Genomic DNA, 20,359 nt, shown 5'->3' on the forward strand with positions numbered 1-20,359 from the left:
AGCCATTTTATAGCTTGTATAAATTAGCCATCAGCTACCTACTTTGCACAACGTAAGAGTGCTGATTAATCAAAAGTAAAGTTTGATTTAGCGCAAGCGTTCTTCAAATAAAAACAGCGATTAAATTTATGTTGTTGTTTTTTATTTATTTTATTCTTTTTCTCTTGGTGGCAATTAACCCTTTTGGGTATTGACTGTGTTGGTTGCTCACTATATAACCATGTTTAAATTGTGGTTTATCCGCCAATTATACAAATACCATGCAGGGAGCCGCATGCAAAAAAATATGCCTGTTACCGGACAAGAACAAGCTGTGCCTGAGCAGGCTAATATCTTGTCTACTACCGATTTACAAGGCCGCATCAAATACGTGAATGATAGCTTTGTGCAGATTAGTGGTTTTAGCAAAGCAGAATTATTAGCGCAGAATCATAATATTGTGCGGCATCCTGATATGCCGCCGGAAGTGTTTCGGCAGTTCTGGCAGCGGCTAAAAAAGGGTAGCCCTTGGATGGGCATTGTGAAAAACCGCTGCAAAAATGGCGATCATTATTGGGTAAACGCCTACGTCACGCCGATTAGCCATCAGGGAAAAATAACAGAATACCAATCGGTGCGCCGCAAAGCTGAGCCGGTACAAGTTGCCAGAGCAGAGCAACTTTATCAGGCGATAGCGCAAAAAAAATCTTTGCGCCAATTAAAGCCAGGTTGGTCGTTTTCCTCTAAGTTGTTGCTGTTAACCATACTGCCAGTATTGAGTGGTGTGCTACTTGGACATTGGATAGCCTTACCTTATGCAAGCTTGTTATTGCCATTAATCGGATTACTGTTAGCCGTCATGTTAAGTAGGCAGTTGCTGAAACCATTGCAACAGCTTTGCCGACAAAGTCGCAGTATTAGCCAAGATGCGGTTGCGCGTTATGTTTATACCGGGCGTAATGATGATATCGGTCAGTTAATGTTGGCATTCCGCTGCCTGGAAGCCGAAACGGCTGGAGTGGTTGGGCGGGTGGCTGATTCGGCGAACTCATTGGCTGCTGGTATTGGCCAGTTAACCGGCTCGGTAAGTGCTTCAAGGCAGGAAATTCATGCCCAGTTTGCTGAAACCGAGCAGATAGCCGCGGCTATTAATCAGTTAGCTACTAGCGTTCAGGATGTAGCTGGCAGCGCCCGCTCTTCGTCAGAGGCTGCGGATAGTGCCTATAATCAGGCGCAAAGTGGCAAGGGGGTCGTTGATGTCAGTTTGCTGGCAGCTAAACAGTTGCAACAAGAGCTGACCGCGGCGCAACAAGACGTGCTTAAAGTTGCCGCGAGTAGCGAAGATATTCTGCAAATTTTAGATATTATTGGTGCCATCGCTGAGCAAACGAACTTACTGGCATTAAATGCTGCTATTGAAGCAGCTAGGGCCGGAGAAGCCGGGCGTGGTTTTGCTGTTGTTGCCGATGAAGTAAGGTCTTTGGCAACCCGCACGCAAGCCGCTACGGGCAATATTCAACAAAAAATTTCTCGTTTACAGCAAGATACCACTGCTGCTGTTGCTGCCTTAACACAAAGTAATGCGGGGGCCGAACGTTGTGCCACTACCAGTGCTCATACTGCACAGGTTCTGGAGCAAGTGTTAGCGGCAGTAAAGAGTATTACTGAACAAAATCAGCAAATTGCGGCGGCGGTTGAACAGCAAAGCCAGGTTGCGGAAGAGGTTAGTAAAAATATTACCAGTATTCGTGATTTAGCCGAGCGTAGCTTACTAAGCGCCGATATGACAGTGTCAGCAAGCGATGAGATGCATGGTATTACTCAGGGCTTTGATGCGCTAACCAGGCAGTTTTGGTCCAGGCAGCAGGTTAGGGTGTAGTTATGCTAGTTGAATGTCAGCACGATCTAAAACAACTGCTTAATTTGTTTTCGGCTAATGTACCGGGGTTCTTCTTTCAATTGCTTCGGGCAGCCTCAGGGCAATACAAGCTATTACTGGTTTCTGACAACGCCGAGCAGGCACTGGGTATACCGATTTGCTCTTTGTCTGAACAGGCTAAATTGGCGTTGTCGCGGGTGCATGCTGACGATCAGGCCGCGCTGCAGCAAAGCTTAGCGTACTCGGCTCAGCACATCTCTCCCTGGAGTCTGCAATTTCGGTACTTACACCCTGCTGGTGGCCAACGTTGGTTTGAAGGGCATGCTACGCCCACACAACATGAAGAGCACAGTTTGTTATGGCATGGCTATATCAATGATATTACGCCGATCAAATTGAATGAATTGGCCTTGGCCGAGTATGCCAGTCAGCATCGCGAGATTGTTGATAATATCCTTGATGCTATTATCACTATTGATGAGCATGGCATTATAGAAACCTTTAGTAAGGCCGCCAGTCGCATTTTTGGCTATCAAGCTGCAGAAGTTATTGGTGAGAATGTTGCGCTATTAATGCCAGAGCCATATAGCAGTACTCATAATCACTATATGCAAAACTATCGCCAAACGGGTGAAGCCAAAATTATTGGGAAAAGTCGGGAAACTCAGGGGCTACGCAAGGATGGGCGCCTGTTTAATATGGAGCTGCGGATTGCCCGCATCCAACAAGCTGATCGTTATAAATTTATTGGTATGGTGCGCGATTTATCAGAGCGTAAGCGTACCGAAGTATTAATTGAAAAGCTGGCCTTTTATGATCCCCTTACGCAATTACCCAACAGACGCTTGCTAAAACAACGTTTAACCGCCGCTTTGCAAGAGTGTAAGCTGCAAAAAGGGCTGGGGGCTTTGTTGTATATAGATTTAGATAATTTTAAGCACTTAAATGATTCTTTAGGGCATGGCATCGGCGATCAGTTGCTGCGCCAGGTTGCCAGCCGTTTGCAGCAAAGTGTGCGCCAGCAAGATACGGTGGCAAGGCTAGGTGGTGACGAGTTTATTATTTTACTACTCAACCTGTCATCTGAGCAGCAAACGGCGGTGCAACAAGCTGAAACCGTTGCTGAAAAGGTGCGGGTGGCGCTCAATACGCCTTTTACGCTGGAACAGCTGAGTTATGTAAGCAGCCCGAGTATCGGCATTACGCTGTTTTCTGATGATAATAATTCTATAGACGAGTTATTGCAGCAGGCAGATTTAGCCATGTATCAAGCCAAAGCTGCTGGTAAAAATCAAACGCATTTGTTTGACGTGGCCATGCAGATAAAGGCATCGGCTCGAACTCAATTAGAGAGTGAGTTGCGTCAGGCCATTACTAAACAACAATTGCAATTGTACTTTCAGGGGCTGCATGATCAACATGGTCATTTAGTTGGCGCCGAAGTCTTGCTACGCTGGTTTCATCCTGAGCTTGGCTCTGTAAGCCCTGCGGTCTTTATCCCTATCGCAGAAGAGAGTGGTCTTATTTTTGAGATCGGTAGTTGGGTAATAGAGCAAGCCTGCCAGCAATTAGCGCAGTGGCTTGAGCGAGCTCCTGACTTGCAGTTAAAATTGTCTATTAATATCAGTGCACGGCAATTCCATCAGGACGGTTTTTTACCGCAGGTGCTACGCACGCTAGAGCGTTTTAACAAAGTCCGTCAGGCACTGCAATTTGAATTAACCGAAAGCATCTTGGTCTCCCGGGTTGAGGAGGTGGTAACCAAGATGAATGTCCTAAGAAATTATGGCATTGCTTTTGCGCTAGATGATTTTGGTACGGGCTACTCGTCACTCAGTTATTTAAAGCGCTTGCCTTTAGCCTTGCTGAAAATAGATAGAAGTTTTATTGATGACATCTTGCATGATCCAAACGATGCCGCTATCGCCAGTACCGTTATAGCGCTGTCAAAAGCGCTGGGGTTAGATGTGATTGCCGAAGGAGTAGAAACCCTGGCCCAGCGCAATGCCCTGGCCGAGCTGGGTTGCTATTTCTACCAGGGTTATTACTTTAGCAAGCCATTACCTGCCAGCGAGTTTATGCAGCTACACTGTCCCGAGCTGGCGCATTAACCTAAGCGGTGCGTTAAATTACGCTTTTAATACTGCAATATTACGCCCGGCTTTTTTCGCGGCGTACAAGGCTTCATCGGCTCTTTTTAGGAGTTGCATAGGAGTTTCGCCTTTTTGTTTGATGCAGCAACCCAGGCTGATTGTAACGTTAACAGTTTTCTCAGCCGCACCGCTACCGCGCTGGGTTTTACCGGTATCGGCTTGGTTGGGGCGATCGGGTTTACGTATCACTAGCGGATATTCGGCCACGGCTAACCTGACTTCTTCGAGCTTTTCTTGCAGTAGCTCAGGATTATTATGGCTAAAAACCAACGTAAACTCTTCGCCACCGTAGCGGTAAGCCTTTAACCCCTTAATGCTATTCAATATACTACCTAATAGTTTTAGTACCTGATCACCCACATCATGGCCATAGGTATCGTTAAACTTTTTGAAGTGATCAACATCCAGCATACATACCGCACTCTTGCGTCCTAAACGATTTAAATGCGATAGCAAAGCCCGCCGCTGTGGTAGTTGCGTTAACTCATCAATATAAGCCAAATGCAGCATTTGAAAGGCGAGCGTGAGTAAGATAGCTAGAGTCGCCGCGACTATACTCCAGCCTGCAAATTCGGGTTTATAACTTACCTCCATGCCAATTATAGTGGCCAGCCATATTGCAAACTGCCCCCACTGTGCCGGATTGCGCATTTTGACATTAATAATAATGAGCCAGATCCCAGCGATAATTAGTAAAAACCATGCATGTAACCAGGTTAAACCTTGGCATCCTGGCAAGTGTTGCAATACTACTGAGGGTAATTGGGCTTTTGCTAACCAGACATTAAGCGGTAAAGCCACGCCCAAAAATAACAATGCCGGACCACTGAGTAACAGCAATATGCCGGCTGGCTTGCTCAGCAATGGTTTGGGGATTACTGCCAGCAGTAACATAGTGACGGCGGTTAACAGCGGAAGTACGGCAAGCTGAGTAATCTGTCCCTCTGCCATATTGCCCGTTACCGCACTATTAGCGGCACTGCTGAATTGCAGAGCCGCAAAATAGCTTGCTAAAAGCGCTAACCAATACAGCCAATCGGTTTGCCGCATTAATGCCGCTAATAAAGCTATGGTGGCCAATGCCAGATAGGCTGTTTCAGGAAAGGGGAGTATATAAAATACCGGTAGGTCGGGATAAAAGCACACTGCAATGAGAAGAAGTAACAGCGGAGATAGAATAATAAGTGGCACAATTACCTCGGTGTGGCTGCAAGTGAGTTTGAAATGGCTTGCCAGAGCGCAGAATAGTGTAACAGTAACGAGCAGGCAAGTGTTTGCCAATCCCCGCCGTTTATCGCCAACCACGTTAAACACCCTAATGCATTACTAAAGCAGGGCTGCTAAGATGCTCTGGTAATCTTACTAAGCCGGTTTGGTATGGACAGCAGTGAATCTAATACGTAAATACCTTTTAGATCGTAAACTCGCTTTGCGAATCATGCTTTCGCTAAGTTATCTATCAATGGCATTTGCCTTACTTACTGGCTGCGCCATGGTGTCGGTATCCAGTGTAGATAGCCGCGATTATGTAAAGCAGCGCCGTGGTGACGTATTAACTACCGGAGAGTTTAGTCAGTATAGTTTGGCAGTACTGCAAATCTTAGGGCAAGAACGCAGCGCTTGCGAAAAACGTGCAGCCGAGTGTGCCGAAATGCTGCATACCGCACTAGGGTTAACCATGCCACAGCGGTTGTCAGCTATGTCAGAGCTTTGGATGTATCAAGCGCTTTCTTTGGGTAAGCAACCGTTGCAAGGTGCTGAAGAAGAGGTAAATGCTTACCTAATGAGTGCGCGTTATGCTTATGCTTATTTATTTTTTTCCGGTGTAGCGCCGTCCCAACGAGTGTTCGAAGATCGGCAAACGCAGGTAAGAGATTACTATAATTTTGCAGTGCAGCAGGTAGCCGTTTTGTTATTTGAGCATCAAAACAAAGTAAAGCAACAAAGCGGTCGTTATCAAATTGGCCATTGGCAAATTGACACTGAGTTCCAGCATAGTCGTTATCATCCGCAGCGCTTACCAGAGCAGCTACTCCCTGCTGCAGCGCTCTCTTTTAAAGGGATCCGTAATCAGTTTCGCCGTGATGGCTTAGGTGCTGAGTTGGTTGCTGTAGCCGATACCTCAGTGAAGGCAGAAAACGTTTTTAGTATGTTACCGACGCCCATCGTCACGGCGTTATTGGCTTTTAATGGCAATACCCTGTCTCAGTTACTGAGCAGTGATAGTGTGACGCTGGCGCTATTAGATCCTTTGCAGCACGCGTCTTTTCAAACTAATGTTGCTCAGGTGCCACTGGCTGCCAATTTTACCGCCAGTTATGGTTTATGGTTGGCCCGTTCAGACTTTTCCCGTCAAGCGTTTCGTAATTTGATGGGGTCAGCCAGTGCTTTGCAAAGCCCACATATTTTTATGCTGCAGCCTTATGATCCTAATCGCAAAATTATTTTAATGTTGCACGGTATTGCCAGTAGCCCCGAGGCTTGGGTTAATACGGCCAATGAGGTATTGGGTGATGCGGCGCTGCGTGAGCGTTATCAACTTTGGCAACTTTACTATCCCACCAACTTACCCTTGATTATTAATTTACAAAGTATTCGGGAAACCGTATTAACAACCTTGCAAACGGTTGATCCAACAGGGGGTGCTGCGGCGTCGGATGATATGGTCATTATCGGTCATAGCATGGGGGGCTTATTAGCACGTTTGTTAGTATCGGAGGATGACGGGGCCTTTTTAGACAGACTTAGCGAGTTGTTGCAGTTGGATCCTCAGCGTAAAAGGCGTTTAGCAAGTCGCTTTAGTGCTGAGCTGACGATTACCCCTCTGCCAGGAGTCACCCGGGCGGTGTTTATTGCCGCACCGCATCGTGGTACCAGTGTGGCGGATTACCGGCTGGCACGCTGGTTAGCCGGTCTTATTACCTTACCGGTAAAAGTGATTGAAAAGGTGCAGCAGTTTGCTGAAGTGATACTAGAGCCTGAGCAGCAAATTGAAGCACCCAAAGTCAGGTTTACTAGTATTGATAACCTAAGTGAGCACGATAGCTTTATTCGGGCGGCAGTAGTTTTGCCGCTACACAGTAAGGTGCGCTACCACTCAATTATTGCAGTGGAAAAACCCGCCTTGCCAATAGAGCAGCAGTCTGATGGGGTTGTACCTTACTTGAGCGCACATTTAGCGGGTGCTGAGTCTGAAATGGTTATCCGATCTGGTCATAGCGTCCAGGAAACCTCGGCCGCTATTCTTGAAATCCGACGCATTCTTTATCAACACCTGACAGAGTTGCCTTAGCCTACGCTACTAAGCAACAACTTGCTTTTTATCACAAGTGGCGATATAAGTGCTGTAAATATAGAAAGTCCGTAGGCTAATGCCCGCGGGCTTTCTTTTTTTCAGCAGCAAACTTTTTAGGAGTAGCGTATGAGTTCGCAACCGGCAATTATCGTTTCGAGTCTGGATATGGATAGGATAGAGGCATTAATTGAAAAAATGCCGCGTCTCACCCCGGAGGTGGAACAGCTGGAAAACGAGCTGGATCGCGCCACGATAGTGGCGCCAGAAGCCATACCGGCAAATGTTGTCACGATGAACTCGACGGTACGCTTTAAGTTTATTGGCGATGATAAAGTGTTTGAGAAAACCTTGGTTTATCCACATGATCTAAAACATGACGAACAGGTCTCTATTTTTGCGCCAGTAGGTAGTGCGTTATTGGGGTTAGCTGTTGGCCAATCACTAAATTGGCCCATGCCTAATAGCCAAAGCCGCACTGTAGAAATTTTAGAGGTGCTGTATCAACCAGAGCGCGCTGGCGAGTATTTACGCTAAGCTCTGTAGCAGAAAAGTGGCCAGATGTACGCTACTGCTTGCGACAGATCAAGGCAGTAGCGGCTAGAGACTTTTATACTGGTAGCCTTAAGTGATGCAGTGCAGGCAAGGGTACCAGATGCAAAGATTTGAATGGGATGCGGCCTTAGTGGCTAAATACAATATTAATGGGCCGCGTTATACCTCTTACCCTACCGCGTTAGCTTTGCAGACTAACTTTGAACAGGCGGCTATTGCCAGCGCAATACGAGGCGCCGGGCCAGAGCTGAGCCTGTATTTACACATCCCGTTTTGCCATAAGCTTTGTTACTACTGTGGTTGCAATAAAATTGTGACCCGCCATCAGCATAAAGCCGATCAGTATTTAGAAGCATTAGCGCACGAAATGGCTTTTTACCAGCCACAGGTAAGCAATAAAGTGATTAATCTTCTGCACTTGGGTGGCGGTACTCCGACTTTTTTAACGGAAGCACAATTAAGTCATTTGATGGTGTTACTGCGGCAGCATTTTACTATTTTGCCGGATGCTGAGATTAGTATTGAAATTGATCCCCGTAGTTGCAGTGACAATAAACTTCGCCATTTAAAGCAACTAGGCTTTAACCGGGTTAGCTTTGGGGTGCAGGATCTGGATGAGAAAGTGCAGATTGCGATCAACCGGGTACAGGATACTGACTTAATCCGACATCAGGTAAAACTTTGTCGCGAGCTGGGTTTTAGCTCGGTCAATTTAGATTTAATTTATGGTTTGCCTTATCAACAACAGGACAGTTTTGCCGAAACGGTGGCTGAAATTATCCGGCTGGATCCTGATCGTATTTCGTTATTTAGCTATGCCCATTTACCTGAGCGGTTTGCAGCTCAGCGCAAAATCCCCGATAGCAGCTTGCCGCAGGGGCCGGAAAAACTTGCCTTAATGCAGTTGGCTATTAGCCAATTTGTGGCAGCGGGTTACCAGTTTATTGGTATGGACCATTTTGCCAAAGCTGATGATACCCTGGCCAAAGCGCAGCAAGCTGGCAAATTGCAACGTAATTTTCAGGGATATACCACCGCTGGACAGGACGCGCTGCTGGGCTTAGGGGTATCCAGTATTAGCCAGATTAATGGCGTCTTGTGGCAAAACAGCAAAGCACTACCGGCCTATTATGCTGCTTTGCTTGAGGGGAAATTGCCGGTAGAGCGGGGTGTTACTTTAACGCAGGATGATAGATTACGTGCGGCCCTGATAAGCCAACTTATTTGCCATTTCACTTTAGATATCACAACCTTTAGTGCGCAATGGCAGCTCCCCCATTTTTGGGATTATTTTGATACTGCCTTACAACAGCTACAGCCCTTTATGGAAGACGGCCTGGTGGAAGTGTATGCTGGGCGACTCCAAGTTACTGAACTGGGACGACTTTGGGTGCGCAGCATCTGTGCTTGCTTTGATGCCTACTTACTGCAAGGACAACAGCGTTACTCCAAGGTGGTGTAGTACTTTAGTACTATTCTCCGGTTGGCGGCTCTTCTTTATGCAAACGACAATCTGGCTTAAACCCAGAGGCCTTCTGACGCCTTCCTTTATCTTTGTAAAACACTTGTATTCTTCAAGCAAACTGAGGGGGCTGAGTATATACTATAATTTTTAATAGCGGTTTCAGCACGGCTTGTCTTTTACTGCCATAGTCATATGCTCTGAACAAGGATTGATAAGGCTATATGTTACTAAAAAACTTTAATGTTTTGGTATTAGATGACGTTATCCTAATGTGTGATTTCCTCTATGGTGTGGCCAATAAGGTTGCAGGATGTAAGGCATTTAAGGCGTTGGATGCCAAAACTGCCAGCGAAGTTTTGGAACACGAAAATATCGATTTATTAATAACTGATATCGAGTTGAAAGGCCCAAGCGGTTTGGAGTTGCTCTCAAAAGTCCGCTCTGGGCTTTTTGCTAATACAGCTCATGATATTCCCATCATCATTTTCTCAGGCAATGCTTATCGTGAGTTGATTCAACAATGTATTTTATTTGATGTGAATGATTTTTTGGCAAAGCCGTTAACCGCCGACCAATTAAGCAAGAAAATTCAGCATCATTTGCGACATGAAAAGCTTATCCAGCCCGCTGCGCACTATCTGGAAATGAAACAACGTATAGAGACACCTGCTGTTCAAGGTGATGAGGAAGAGGAGCGTCGCTTTCGAGTTGCGATAGTCAGAGAGCTGGCCCAAAAAGCAGAGCAGGAAGAAGCGGAGTTAGATGAGAATGGTCAACAGTTAGAGAAACGTGATTTTTTGTATTGGCCTGAAGATGCGACAACTGGCTACTATCAGCTAGATCGACGTTTGCGGAATTTGGCTTATAACTTGAGTTGTTTTCACAATGTATTTATCAACAATTGCAAACCGGTAGCTATTGAAGCTGAGCGTAAAAGAGCATGTGCCGCAGCAGATTATTTATTGCATATTGTAAAGTCGATGCGACAGCGCGAACAGCGGCCGGAATTTTGGAGCATGCTGCAGATACGCCTGGATAAACTGAGCGCGTTAATGGCAGAGCTCGCTGTGATTAATGTAAAACATCATAATAACATTTTGGCGCTTTTGAAGAAATTCGCTTATTGGTGGATGCAAACCTGCAATAAGCCCTTAATTCAGCGGACGGATGGCAGTGATGATAAATCTTCCAGATGATGCCACTATTCTTGACTTGGACGTGCTGACCGCGATGTATGGTGACAGTAGTGAAGAGACGATAGTGTTTGCGCTAACGGGGTTTTATCTGGCGGCTTCCGGCTACATGCAAGATATTCAACAGGCGATGAAAGCGAGTAATCTGACTGCTTTAGCGATTGCAGCGCATAGTTTAAAAGGTATCTGTGGTTTAGTGGGGGCGAAACCCATGGCGGGACTCAGTAATCAGTTAGAGCACGCGGCACGTAGCGGTGATACTGAACAATTACAGAAAGCATTGCTAATGCTGCCAGAGAGCTGGCAGCTACTACAACAGCAGTTAAAGTTAGTATTAAAGCAATAAGGAGAGTCCATGCCGGAAGTACTTTTTGTCGATGATGAGCCTTTTGTGTTGGATGCTTATCGGCGTATGCTAAGAAACAGTATTTTCCGATGTCATACGTTGGCAAAAAGTCAGGATGTGTTGGCGTATTTGCAGCAGCACAATATTGATATTGTGGTAGCTGATCAACAAATGCCACACCTTTCCGGCATTGCTCTGCTTGAAACGCTGCAAGATAAGTATCCAAATATTAAGCGAGTATTGATAAGCGGTAATCTTAACTTAGTTCAGCAAGCTCCTGGCACCTTGCTCGATACTGTATTAGAAAAGCCTTGTAGCCAAGCTACATTGATTGCCAATCTGGAGTTATTGGTCAACACTGCATGAGTGTCACTATGTTTAGTAAAGTACCAGGTAATTTTCGCTTAATGATTGGCTTTAGTTTATTTTATAGCAGCTTAGCTTTGTTGCTATTTGGTACTCTGTTGGTCATTTTTAACCAGTTGTTGTTTCGTGACCCAGGCCATTTACGGGTAATATTTCCTATTTCTGGTATTTTGTTATTTACCGCTGCGGTGTTTACGCTTATTGCCGCATTGAACAAGCGTGGCAGCTGGTTGTGGTGTTCTCTGGCAGTTTTATCGTTAACTCTATTCTTTTATTCGCCATTTATTACATGGTTTCTTCCAAACGCTAACATTGAATTCTTACCAGGCTTGCAGCTCTTTTGCTGGTGTTTGTTTATTGTGGGTCAGTTAACTGGCTTTAAAGTACGTAAACTTGGCATCCAACGTATAAGACGTATGCGAAGTATCAGTAATCTTTGTTTTGGGTTGCTGCTGGTGCTGGTTGTTTTTGTCATCTTGGAAGATACTGGAACCCTTTATGGCTATAAGTTAGGTGGGGCACCTTCCGTAGCGCTTAACACTGCAATTTTCCTTCTTTTCTGCGCTTTAGCGGGTTTAACCGCACCCTTTGCCTCTACTTTTCGCTTAGCTGAGCACAAAAGCAGCCCTGGCAGCTGGCTGGCCTTGTTCCTTAGTATTGCAACCATGATGCTTTGGCTTAATTTTATGCATCAATTATCGATTACGAATAAAAAGGTTGTGGCGGAGACGACGGAAAAGTTTCAGCAACAACTTGATCAGATCATTAATGAGCAGCGGGGCTTGATGTATCGTTTAGCAGATAGATTAGCGAGCTCACCGCAGTCTGATTTTGCTCATTCTTTAAAGTTAGAGTTTAGCAGTTATTTAAGAGACTTTACTTACCTGGACTATCTGGCAGTCGTGAATGCATCTGAGCAGATACAATACTCGATAAGCAAATCTGAACCTGAAAGCCACTGGTTTGATGATTATGCAATGGCTTTAACGCGCATAGACACACAAAACGACATCGTAATTGAACCCTATTTATCGTTTTTCTATGATAGTGAGGTTGATCATACTTTTATCCGAGCGTTGTTGCCTAGACCTAACGCGTCCAATCTTATAGAAATTATTGCGGGCATCGATTTTCAAAATATTATGAATGCGCTCGTTCCAGTTATTGTGCCACCAGGCTATGCGATAACCTTAGCGTATCAGGATAAATCCAGCTTTTTCATCGATCAGCGTCAATCAGACCTTGAATATTTTGGACTGGCAGAATTTACTGTGTCGTTGTTTGGTGAACAACATTGGCGCTTGCAATTGCATCGGGATCTAAAGAGTGCATTAAACTTAACTAGGCAGATCTCCGAAGTTTTGCTACTCGCAGGTTGGTTAGCCGCTATGTTGGCGTTACTGAGTCAGCAGTACCAACGACAGATATTACACCAGCAACGACGTTTACTTTCCTCGAACCAGCGTTTACGGCTTAATTTGGAGGCGAAGCGTAAACTACAGTCACAGCATCAACAAATTATGGATAATACGGGCGATATTATCTGCATGATTGACCGAAATTGCCGCTTTCTTGAGGTTAGCCAATCATGCGAGTGGGTGCTTGGATATAAAGCTGCCGAGTTACTTGGTGGTGCCTTTATGGATTTTGTGCATCCCGATGACAGATTGCTCACTGAGCAAGAAGCAGAGAATGTTTTCCAGGGACACTTTACCCAGTATTTTCGGAACAGATATGTACATAAGGATGGTCACATTGTTTATCTGATGTGGTCGTCACGCTATGACGCTGGGTTAGGTATCATGTATGCGATAGCAAGGGACATCACTGAGCTGGTGAAAGCAGAGCATTATCAACAGATGCAACAGCGTATTCTACTGTCGATTTCGAATGAGCGGCCATTGGCCGAAATTTTAGAGCAAGTTAGTTTTCTAGCAGAGCAGCAGCAACCTTTAGTGAAAGCAAGCGTAATGCTCAAGGTCGGTCAGCATTTAAACTTGATATCTGCTCCGTCATTTAGCCCTAGATACCATTCTGCTTTTGCAGCATTACCTATCGCTGATAATACTGGCTCCTGTGGGACTGCTGCCTTTCAAAAAAGTTTGGTCGTGGTGAATGACATTGCTACGGACTCTAAATGGCGGGCTGGTGCACCGATAGCCTTGGCGGAAGGGGTACAAGCTTGCTGGTCTATGCCGATGATTTCCTTAAAAGATGAAGTATTGGGCACCTTTGCCTTGTACTGTATTGAAGCTCGGGCACCCAACAAGGACGAATTAGAATTACTCGTGAGTTGTTGTCGTTTTGCTGCTTTAGCCATTGCCCGTGCGCAGCAAAAGCGCTTACTAACTGAAAGTGAACAGCGTTTTCGCTCGTTATATCAATTTAGTCCTGATCCAATTTATGTGCTGAGTGAAAGCGGTTATTTTACAGATATTAACGAGGCTGGTTGCCAACTGCTTCAACGGCAATTGGCAGAGTTACGTAATACGCATTTTAATCGGGTGATTTTGCCTGAACAGTTACCCGCAGTATCAGCCTATTTTACCAAAGCCCTGGCGGGTGAGGCCGTCAGCTTCGAAACCAGTATCCTCAACTATAGTGCTCAGCAGTTAGAGCTGCAGATCACCATAGTGCCTACCTGGATCGATGGTCGGATTGCCGGTGTTATTGGCATGGCGAAAAATATTACTCTGCGTTTGCAAATCGAAAAGCAATTGAGATTATTTAAACGAGCGGTTGATGCCAGTGCTAGTGGGGTAGTGATTGTTGACATTACCGGACCGGACATGCCTGTATGCTATGTAAACCATGCTTTTGAAAAGTTAACCGGATTCAGCAGCGACGAAGTGCTTGGGCTTAACTGTCGCTTCTTGCAAGGCGCAGAACGTGACGAACTTGCCATTCATCAAATTCGTTTGGCCATCAGTGCCCGCCAGGAATGCAGTGTGGTGCTAAGAAACTATCGCAAAGATAGTAGTGCTTTTTGGAATCATTTATTTTTAGCACCTGTGCCAGATGAGCTGGGAAACATTACCCACTATGTTGGCATTCAAACAGATATTACGGCCCAGCGAAATTACGAACAGGAATTGGCCAAAAATGCGTCTTATGATCTGCTTACCGGGTTGCCAAACCGCAGCTTGTTTCGGGATCGCCTGACACAAAGCTGCACCATCAGTGCCAGACACCACGAAAAAGTAGCTGTACTCTTTATCGACTTGGATGGCTTTAAGTTAATTAATGATAGCTTGGGGCATTTGGTTGGTGACGAAGTTCTGCGACAAATTAGTAACCGGGTAAAGCGACAGTTGCGCCCTGGTGATACTCTTGCCCGGATGGGGGGCGATGAATTTGTATTAATGGTACCGGATTTGTCAGATATTGGCCTGCTAGACAATATGGCAAAGCAAATTTTGCAGATAGTGTCCGAACCCATGCAGGTAGAAGAGCATGAGTTGCAGGTAACGGCGAGTATTGGCATTAGCCTGATGGACCAGGTTCTTAATGAGCCGATGCAGTTAGTGCAGCAAGCTGATTTAGCAATGTACCGAGCAAAACAGCTGGGTAGAAATAATTATCAGTGGTACCACGCTGAGATGGAAACGTCGTTAAATAAACGAATTAATTTACGCACCATGTTAAAAAAAGCCGTAGCAAAACAAGAGTTTGTATTGTACTACCAGCCACAGGTTGAGGCGGGTAGCGGGCGTTTAACCGGTTTGGAAGCGTTACTGCGCTGGCCACATCCCGAGCTTGGCATGATTGGCCCTGATGAATTTATTCCAGTGGCTGAGGAAACGGGGTTGATTATTGAAATTGGTCAATGGGTAATTGAACAGGCCGCGGCGTTTAACTACTCGTTGCAGCAACTTGGCTTACCCCCGCTGATTATGGCAGTCAACTTATCTTCCTTACAATTTCAACGTTCTGGCTTTGTTGCCCAGTTAGAACAAACGCTACAGCAAAGTCAGTTGGAGCCACGTTGGTTTGAACTAGAGTTAACCGAATCGCTGTTATTGGAAAATATCGACTTGGTAGTGAATAAATTGCAGAGACTTAAAAAGCTGGGGATCAGTATTGCCATAGATGATTTTGGTACTGGTTACTCAAGTTTAAATTACTTAAAACGCTTACCCATTGATAAACTAAAAATTGATCGCAGCTTTATTAAAGACTTAGTTACAGATCAGCGAGATGCTGCAATCAGCCGGGCCATTATTGCCATGGCGCACCAACTTGGCATCAAGGTGATCGCGGAAGGAGTCGAAACTGAAGCGCAGGCAAGCTTTTTGGCAAAGAGTTTATGTGATGAATTACAAGGGTATTATTTTGCTCAGCCGATGCCTGCTGAGCAGTTAAAAGTATTTTTAACCCGCTATGCACCACTAGCTAAACAACGGGCTTTGCTGGCACCACAAACGCTTTTGTTGGTTGATGACGAAGAAAACATCTTGCATTCATTAAAGCGATTGCTACGAAAAGAGCCTTATCAGATCTTATGCTGCGGCAGCGCCGCTGAGGCTTTTGAATTGCTGGCACTGCATCAGGTGCAGGTTATTATTTCTGACCAGCGGATGCCAGAAATGAATGGCACTGAATTTTTAAGCCGGGTAAAAGAAATGTACCCGGATACCATCCGGTTGGTGCTCTCAGGCTATACCGATTTACGCTCTGTGACTGACGCGATTAACCACGGTGCTATTTATAAGTTTCTCACCAAACCCTGGCAGGATGAAGAGTTAAAAGCAGAGATTAGCGCAGCTTTTCGGCGCTATCGTGAACAGCAGCATTTAGCCGTCAGCGAATAGGGTTATGTTATGTCAGGCGAAAAAAACGAGACAGAGAAACTGCAGCAGCAAGTTACGTTACTCACTGAGCAGTTACTGCGCTCTGAAAAGTTAGCATCTCTTGGTGAGCTCGCCGCTGGAGTGGCCCATGAAATTAACAATCCGATTGGTTATGTGGCATCTAACCTGGCAGTGTTAAGCGAGTATACCGATAGCCTTACTTTGCTGGTACGCAGGATGAGTGAACAATTACCGATAGCACAAAGCAACCTGCTTAAATCACAATTTGACTATGATTATATTTGTGAGGATTTGCCAAAACTATTGGCTCAGTCAGAGGAGGGGTTGTATCGGGTTATTGAAATAATCCGCGATCTGAAAGATTTCTCGCATCTTGATGAGGATGAATTTGTTGATGCAGACATTCACCTTGGTATTCAAAGTACGCTCAACATCGTTGCTAACGAACTGAAATATAAAGCCGAGATCGTCAAAAAGTTTGCCGATTTACCATTAGTGTATTGTATTCCGTCACAACTTAATCAAGTATTTCTTAATCTACTGATGAATGCCGCACAAGCTATTGAGTCGGCGGGAGTGATTACGATTACTACTGGCTTTGATGAACACTGGGTTTGGGTGAGTGTCGCTGACAATGGTTCCGGTATAGCGGCTGACAAACTGGAACAGATTTTTCAGCCGTTTTATACTACCAAACAAAAAGGACAGGGCACCGGGCTGGGGTTAGCGCTATCGCGAAGTATCCTGGAAAAACATCGTGGCCTGATTGAAGCCAAAAGCGAATTAGGGCTGGGTAGCTGTTTTATTGTAAAGATCCCAAGGCATTTAGCAACTGCCGCTGCTGCAGGCTAGCGTCAGGGTTGTGGAACTAGACCTACCCTAAATTATTGTACTGTTCAGTGACTCACCCATGATACAAAACAACCCGTTGCTATCCTTCAGCGGCTATTCAGCCACCTTTGCCAAAATGAGTAGGAGTCTAGCCAGAACGGGAGCCTGCTATGAAAACAGGTATTAATAAAACGCTGTTAATCGCTACTTTAATGACATTACCGGCCTGGCCGTTAGCGGCCCAAAGTCGTGCCTATGATCCGGCAGAGCGGGTAGTGCAAGATGTGGTGGCTTTTACCTTGCATCGGGCAGCAGAAGAGCTGTTACGCGTATCCAGAATTGACCCCGTGTACCAGGGTTATAGCCGTCACTATGTCTTGCGGCATGCGCCACCGCGTTTAGATGAGCGTAGCCGCAAGCAATTACGGCGTTTAGCCGCAGAGCATCACCGTAAGCTGGCCAGTTACGAGCGCGAATTAGACCGTGATCTGGAGCGGTTAGCGCGTGAATACCAACGTGATAGCCGCAAAGCCAAAGGCCAGCAGCAACATAAAGCTCGCCAGAAGTTTCAGCGTAGGGTTGATCAGGCCTATGATAAGTTTGCTTTTAAGATAGAGCGTGAGCATGATCGTTTTGATCATCAACGTGATCGGATCTTCCGTAATGCCAGAGTGTAAAGCTAAACTGTAAAACGCCAACGGCAATCGTCATGTAGAGCCGCTGGCGTTTTGTTTTGACCTTACTTTAATAAGTAAGTGTTGTTATAGGCCCGCAAAGCGGGTGTGCTCCCTGGATGTTTGCAACTCTAATTGCCCTGTAATATAAGCAGCTAGCATGCCATTTTGTAAAAGTCTTTAAATATAATTACTTAGTGTCGGCTTCGTCGCCTGAGTGGGTTGGTTGCGCCCAAATTGGGTGCAAATTGCACCAAAGAGGTACAACTGGCGCTGTCAGCCAACCAAGGTGTAATTTCTGTTGCCGGTAGTGCCGGTGAAACTAAAAACCCCTGGCCAGTATCACAACCAGCTTCTAGTAAAAACTGCCGCTGAGCTTCTAATTCTATTCCTTCCGCTATCACCTCTAGCCCAAGCGCTTTCGCCATAGCAATAATCGCCAGGGTAATTTGACCGTCGCTCTTGCTGGTGGGTAAATCTTTGATAAAACTACGGTCAATTTTTAGGGCGTCTAACGGCAACCGTCTTAAGTAAGATAATGAAGAATAACCAGTACCAAAATCATCAATAGATAAGCGCAAACCCAGGGCTTTTAGCTTGGTTAACACACTTAAAGTATAATCGGCTTGCTCGGGAATTAAACAACTTTCAGTCAGTTCTATCTCTAACAGACTGGGACTAATAGCACTTTGCTCTAAAATAGACACCAGTTTTGGTAAGAAATCGGGTTCGGTTAATTGCAAGGCTGAGATATTAATCGCCACTGGAACAGCAAGTTCTTGCCAGAAATGCAATTGATTGCAAACCTGCCGCATAACTTGTTCTCCCAACTGATGAATAAGTCCCAATTTTTCGGCCAGAGGTATAAATAGTGCAGGAGATACGATACCCAGCTCAGCATCGTGCCAACGTAATAGTGCTTCCAGGCCACAGAGTTTACCTGTATCCAAGGTAAACTTGGGTTGATAATAGACCTCTAGCTGTTGTTGACGTAACGCCTGTCGCAGCGCTTGCTCCAGCTTTAACTCCTCTTCGTTATGCTGGCTAGTGCTGGCTTGATAAAAGCTATACTGATTTCGGCCGGCACTTTTCGCTTGATACATAGCGACATCCGCATGCTTCACTAGCAGCTCTGCGTTATGACCATCTTTAGGGTATAAGCTAATGCCGATGCTGGTGGTTAAAAAGAACTCTTGTTGCAGTAATTGTACGGGTTTTTCGAGTTGGCTAATAATGCGTTGTGCCAGTATTTGTAACGAGTTGCAGTTACTCACTTCAGGGATCAGGATAGTAAATTCATCACCGCCGATTCTGGCAACGGATTCTCCCTCCCGTAGTGTGATTTGCAAGCGACGAGCCACCTCTTTCAGCGCCTGATCGCCAGCTTGATGGCCGAGAGTATCGTTGATGCGCTTAAACAGATCCAGGTCTAAAAATAATACTGCCAGGGTATGCTTATGCCGATGGGCATTGGCTAGTGATAATTGTAAACGATCAAAAAACATACGGCGGTTAGCCAAGCCGGTTAATTCATCCATATAGGCCAATTGATGGATTTTTTCTTCCTGGCGCTTACGTTCGGTGATATCACTGAAAATGGCGGCGTATTGAGTAATCTGCTGCTGTTCATCGCGAATAGCGGTAATGCTTAGCCATTGTGGGTAGTGTTCACCATTTTTACGCTTGTTCCAAATCTCACCCTGCCAGTGCCCTTTTTCCAGCAGCGTTTGCCACATGTTGCGATAAAAATCGGCTTCGTGTAGACCGGAGCTTAACAAACGAGGCGTTTGGCCAATCGCCTCTTCAGCACTATAGCCTGTCAGTTTACTAAAGCTGGGGTTTACCGATTGAATAAAACCATGCTTGTCGGTAATTAAAATACCATCCATAGAGGCATCAATAACTTTATGTGCCAAGCGCAAGTAATCTGCCGAAGTGCGAAGAGCATGATCACGGTCGCGTAATGCCGTTTTAAGTTGCTCTATATAAGCGTATTCCACATTGCGCAGGATATCGCTAAAAGACAGTAAACCATAAATTTGATCTTGAGATGCAACTGCCAGATGACGGATTTCTTGTTTCGTTAGCATGTCTACGGCATCAAGCAAGCTTAAATCGGGCGGTACACATAATAAGGGTTTATTCGCCAAATCCCCAATATGTTGGCAGTTAGTTCCTTCGGCGAGCAAGTGCACCAGATCGCGTTCTGTTACCAGGCCATAACTGGCATCCGGGAAGGTAATAATAGCGGCGTCTGCTCTGGCGTGGCGCATCTGCGCAACGGCTTCGTGCAATGGATAACTGGCAGCCAGATTTAAGGCGGCTTTATTAATGCAGCTACCGACTTCGCGAAAACGTAAATAAAACTCAATTTTTTGTTGGCGTACTATGTCACTTTGGGTGAGTAAACCTATCGGGCGTTGAGCATTGTCTACCACCAATAAACGCCGGATATTATGGTTAAGCATTAGACTGGCGGCACCACTTACCAGCGTTAAGCCACTGGCGCTAATAACCGGCGAGGACATGACGGTACCCACCTCTAAGGTGGCTGCATTGATCTGATCAAAGGCCAGCTTTCGGGTATCCGCTTCTGACCAAATACCAGTAATACTTTCACCTTCCCTAATTAGGATACAGCTAACCTTGTGTTCACGCATTAATCGTGCGGCGGTTTGCAGGCTATCGGTTGCTGCACAGGTAAGCAGCGGACGTTTAATTAACTCAGCAATAGTAGGCTCTGCTAATGTCTCTTCGCTGTTATCTAAAAAATCCGCCATAGTGGTCCCGTTTAAAACGCCTGTGAAAGGTTAGT

Annotated in this window: 13 protein-coding genes; 11 read left to right on the top strand and 2 right to left on the bottom strand. The window is 45.6% G+C overall.

Annotated elements, in window-relative coordinates; translation table 11 throughout:
- The first annotated feature begins 274 nt into the window (after positions 1-274).
- Together IE163_RS02210 and IE163_RS02215 are read left to right on the top strand one after the other, a co-directional pair.
- Positions 275-1,858, top strand: coding sequence for a methyl-accepting chemotaxis protein (locus IE163_RS02210; protein WP_189429693.1), 1,584 nt, complete (start codon positions 275-277; stop codon positions 1,856-1,858).
- Between the two features lie 2 nt (positions 1,859-1,860).
- Complete coding sequence (locus IE163_RS02215; RefSeq protein ID WP_189429694.1) at positions 1,861-3,969, top strand: putative bifunctional diguanylate cyclase/phosphodiesterase; 2,109 nt, start codon at positions 1,861-1,863, stop codon at positions 3,967-3,969.
- 18 nt (positions 3,970-3,987) lie between these two features.
- Here the strand turns inward: IE163_RS02215 and IE163_RS02220 are convergent, their stop codons facing one another.
- Positions 3,988-5,202 (bottom strand): GGDEF domain-containing protein, encoded by a 1,215-nt coding sequence (locus IE163_RS02220; RefSeq protein ID WP_189429696.1) that lies wholly within the window; start codon positions 5,200-5,202, stop codon positions 3,988-3,990.
- A gap of 271 nt (positions 5,203-5,473) precedes the next feature.
- Here IE163_RS02220 and IE163_RS02225 point away from each other — a divergent pair, with 271 nt between their 5' ends.
- From IE163_RS02225 to IE163_RS02265, 9 genes are all read left to right on the top strand, one after another.
- On the top strand, positions 5,474-7,303 hold the full coding sequence (locus IE163_RS02225) for an esterase/lipase family protein (RefSeq protein WP_229833402.1): 1,830 nt from the start codon (positions 5,474-5,476) through the stop codon (positions 7,301-7,303).
- 129 nt (positions 7,304-7,432) lie between these two features.
- Entirely contained in the window at positions 7,433-7,840 is a 408-nt protein-coding gene (gene rnk, locus IE163_RS02230) for a nucleoside diphosphate kinase regulator (RefSeq protein WP_189429698.1), read from the top strand.
- Between the two features lie 118 nt (positions 7,841-7,958).
- The gene (hemN, locus tag IE163_RS02235) at positions 7,959-9,320 is read left to right on the top strand and encodes an oxygen-independent coproporphyrinogen III oxidase (RefSeq protein WP_189429700.1); all 1,362 of its coding nucleotides are present in this window, start codon (positions 7,959-7,961) and stop codon (positions 9,318-9,320) included.
- A 224-nt stretch (positions 9,321-9,544) separates the two neighbouring features.
- Positions 9,545-10,519: a response regulator gene (locus IE163_RS02240; RefSeq protein WP_189429702.1), complete on the top strand. Its 975-nt coding sequence runs from the start codon at positions 9,545-9,547 to the stop codon at positions 10,517-10,519.
- Positions 10,500-10,862, top strand: coding sequence for an Hpt domain-containing protein (locus IE163_RS02245; protein WP_189429704.1), 363 nt, complete (start codon positions 10,500-10,502; stop codon positions 10,860-10,862). The genes IE163_RS02240 and IE163_RS02245 overlap by 20 nt, the downstream gene beginning before the upstream one ends.
- 9 nt (positions 10,863-10,871) lie before the next feature.
- A complete protein-coding gene (locus tag IE163_RS02250; protein WP_189429706.1) occupies positions 10,872-11,228 on the top strand; it encodes a response regulator in 357 nt (118 codons plus the stop codon).
- An 8-nt stretch (positions 11,229-11,236) separates the two neighbouring features.
- Entirely contained in the window at positions 11,237-16,039 is a 4,803-nt protein-coding gene (locus IE163_RS02255) for an EAL domain-containing protein (protein WP_189429709.1), read from the top strand.
- A gap of 9 nt (positions 16,040-16,048) precedes the next feature.
- The gene (locus IE163_RS02260; RefSeq protein ID WP_189429711.1) at positions 16,049-16,891 is read left to right on the top strand and encodes a sensor histidine kinase; all 843 of its coding nucleotides are present in this window, start codon (positions 16,049-16,051) and stop codon (positions 16,889-16,891) included.
- Positions 16,892-17,040: 149 nt separating this feature from the next.
- Positions 17,041-17,547 (top strand): hypothetical protein, encoded by a 507-nt coding sequence (locus IE163_RS02265; RefSeq protein WP_189429713.1) that lies wholly within the window; start codon positions 17,041-17,043, stop codon positions 17,545-17,547.
- Between the two features lie 191 nt (positions 17,548-17,738).
- Here IE163_RS02265 and IE163_RS02270 read toward each other — a convergent pair whose 3' ends face one another.
- Positions 17,739-20,324, bottom strand: coding sequence for an EAL domain-containing protein (locus IE163_RS02270; RefSeq protein WP_189429715.1), 2,586 nt, complete (start codon positions 20,322-20,324; stop codon positions 17,739-17,741).
- Positions 20,325-20,359 lie beyond the last annotated feature (35 nt).

This window comes from Alishewanella longhuensis (assembly GCF_014653435.1).
Lineage (GTDB): Bacteria > Pseudomonadota > Gammaproteobacteria > Enterobacterales > Alteromonadaceae > Alishewanella > Alishewanella longhuensis.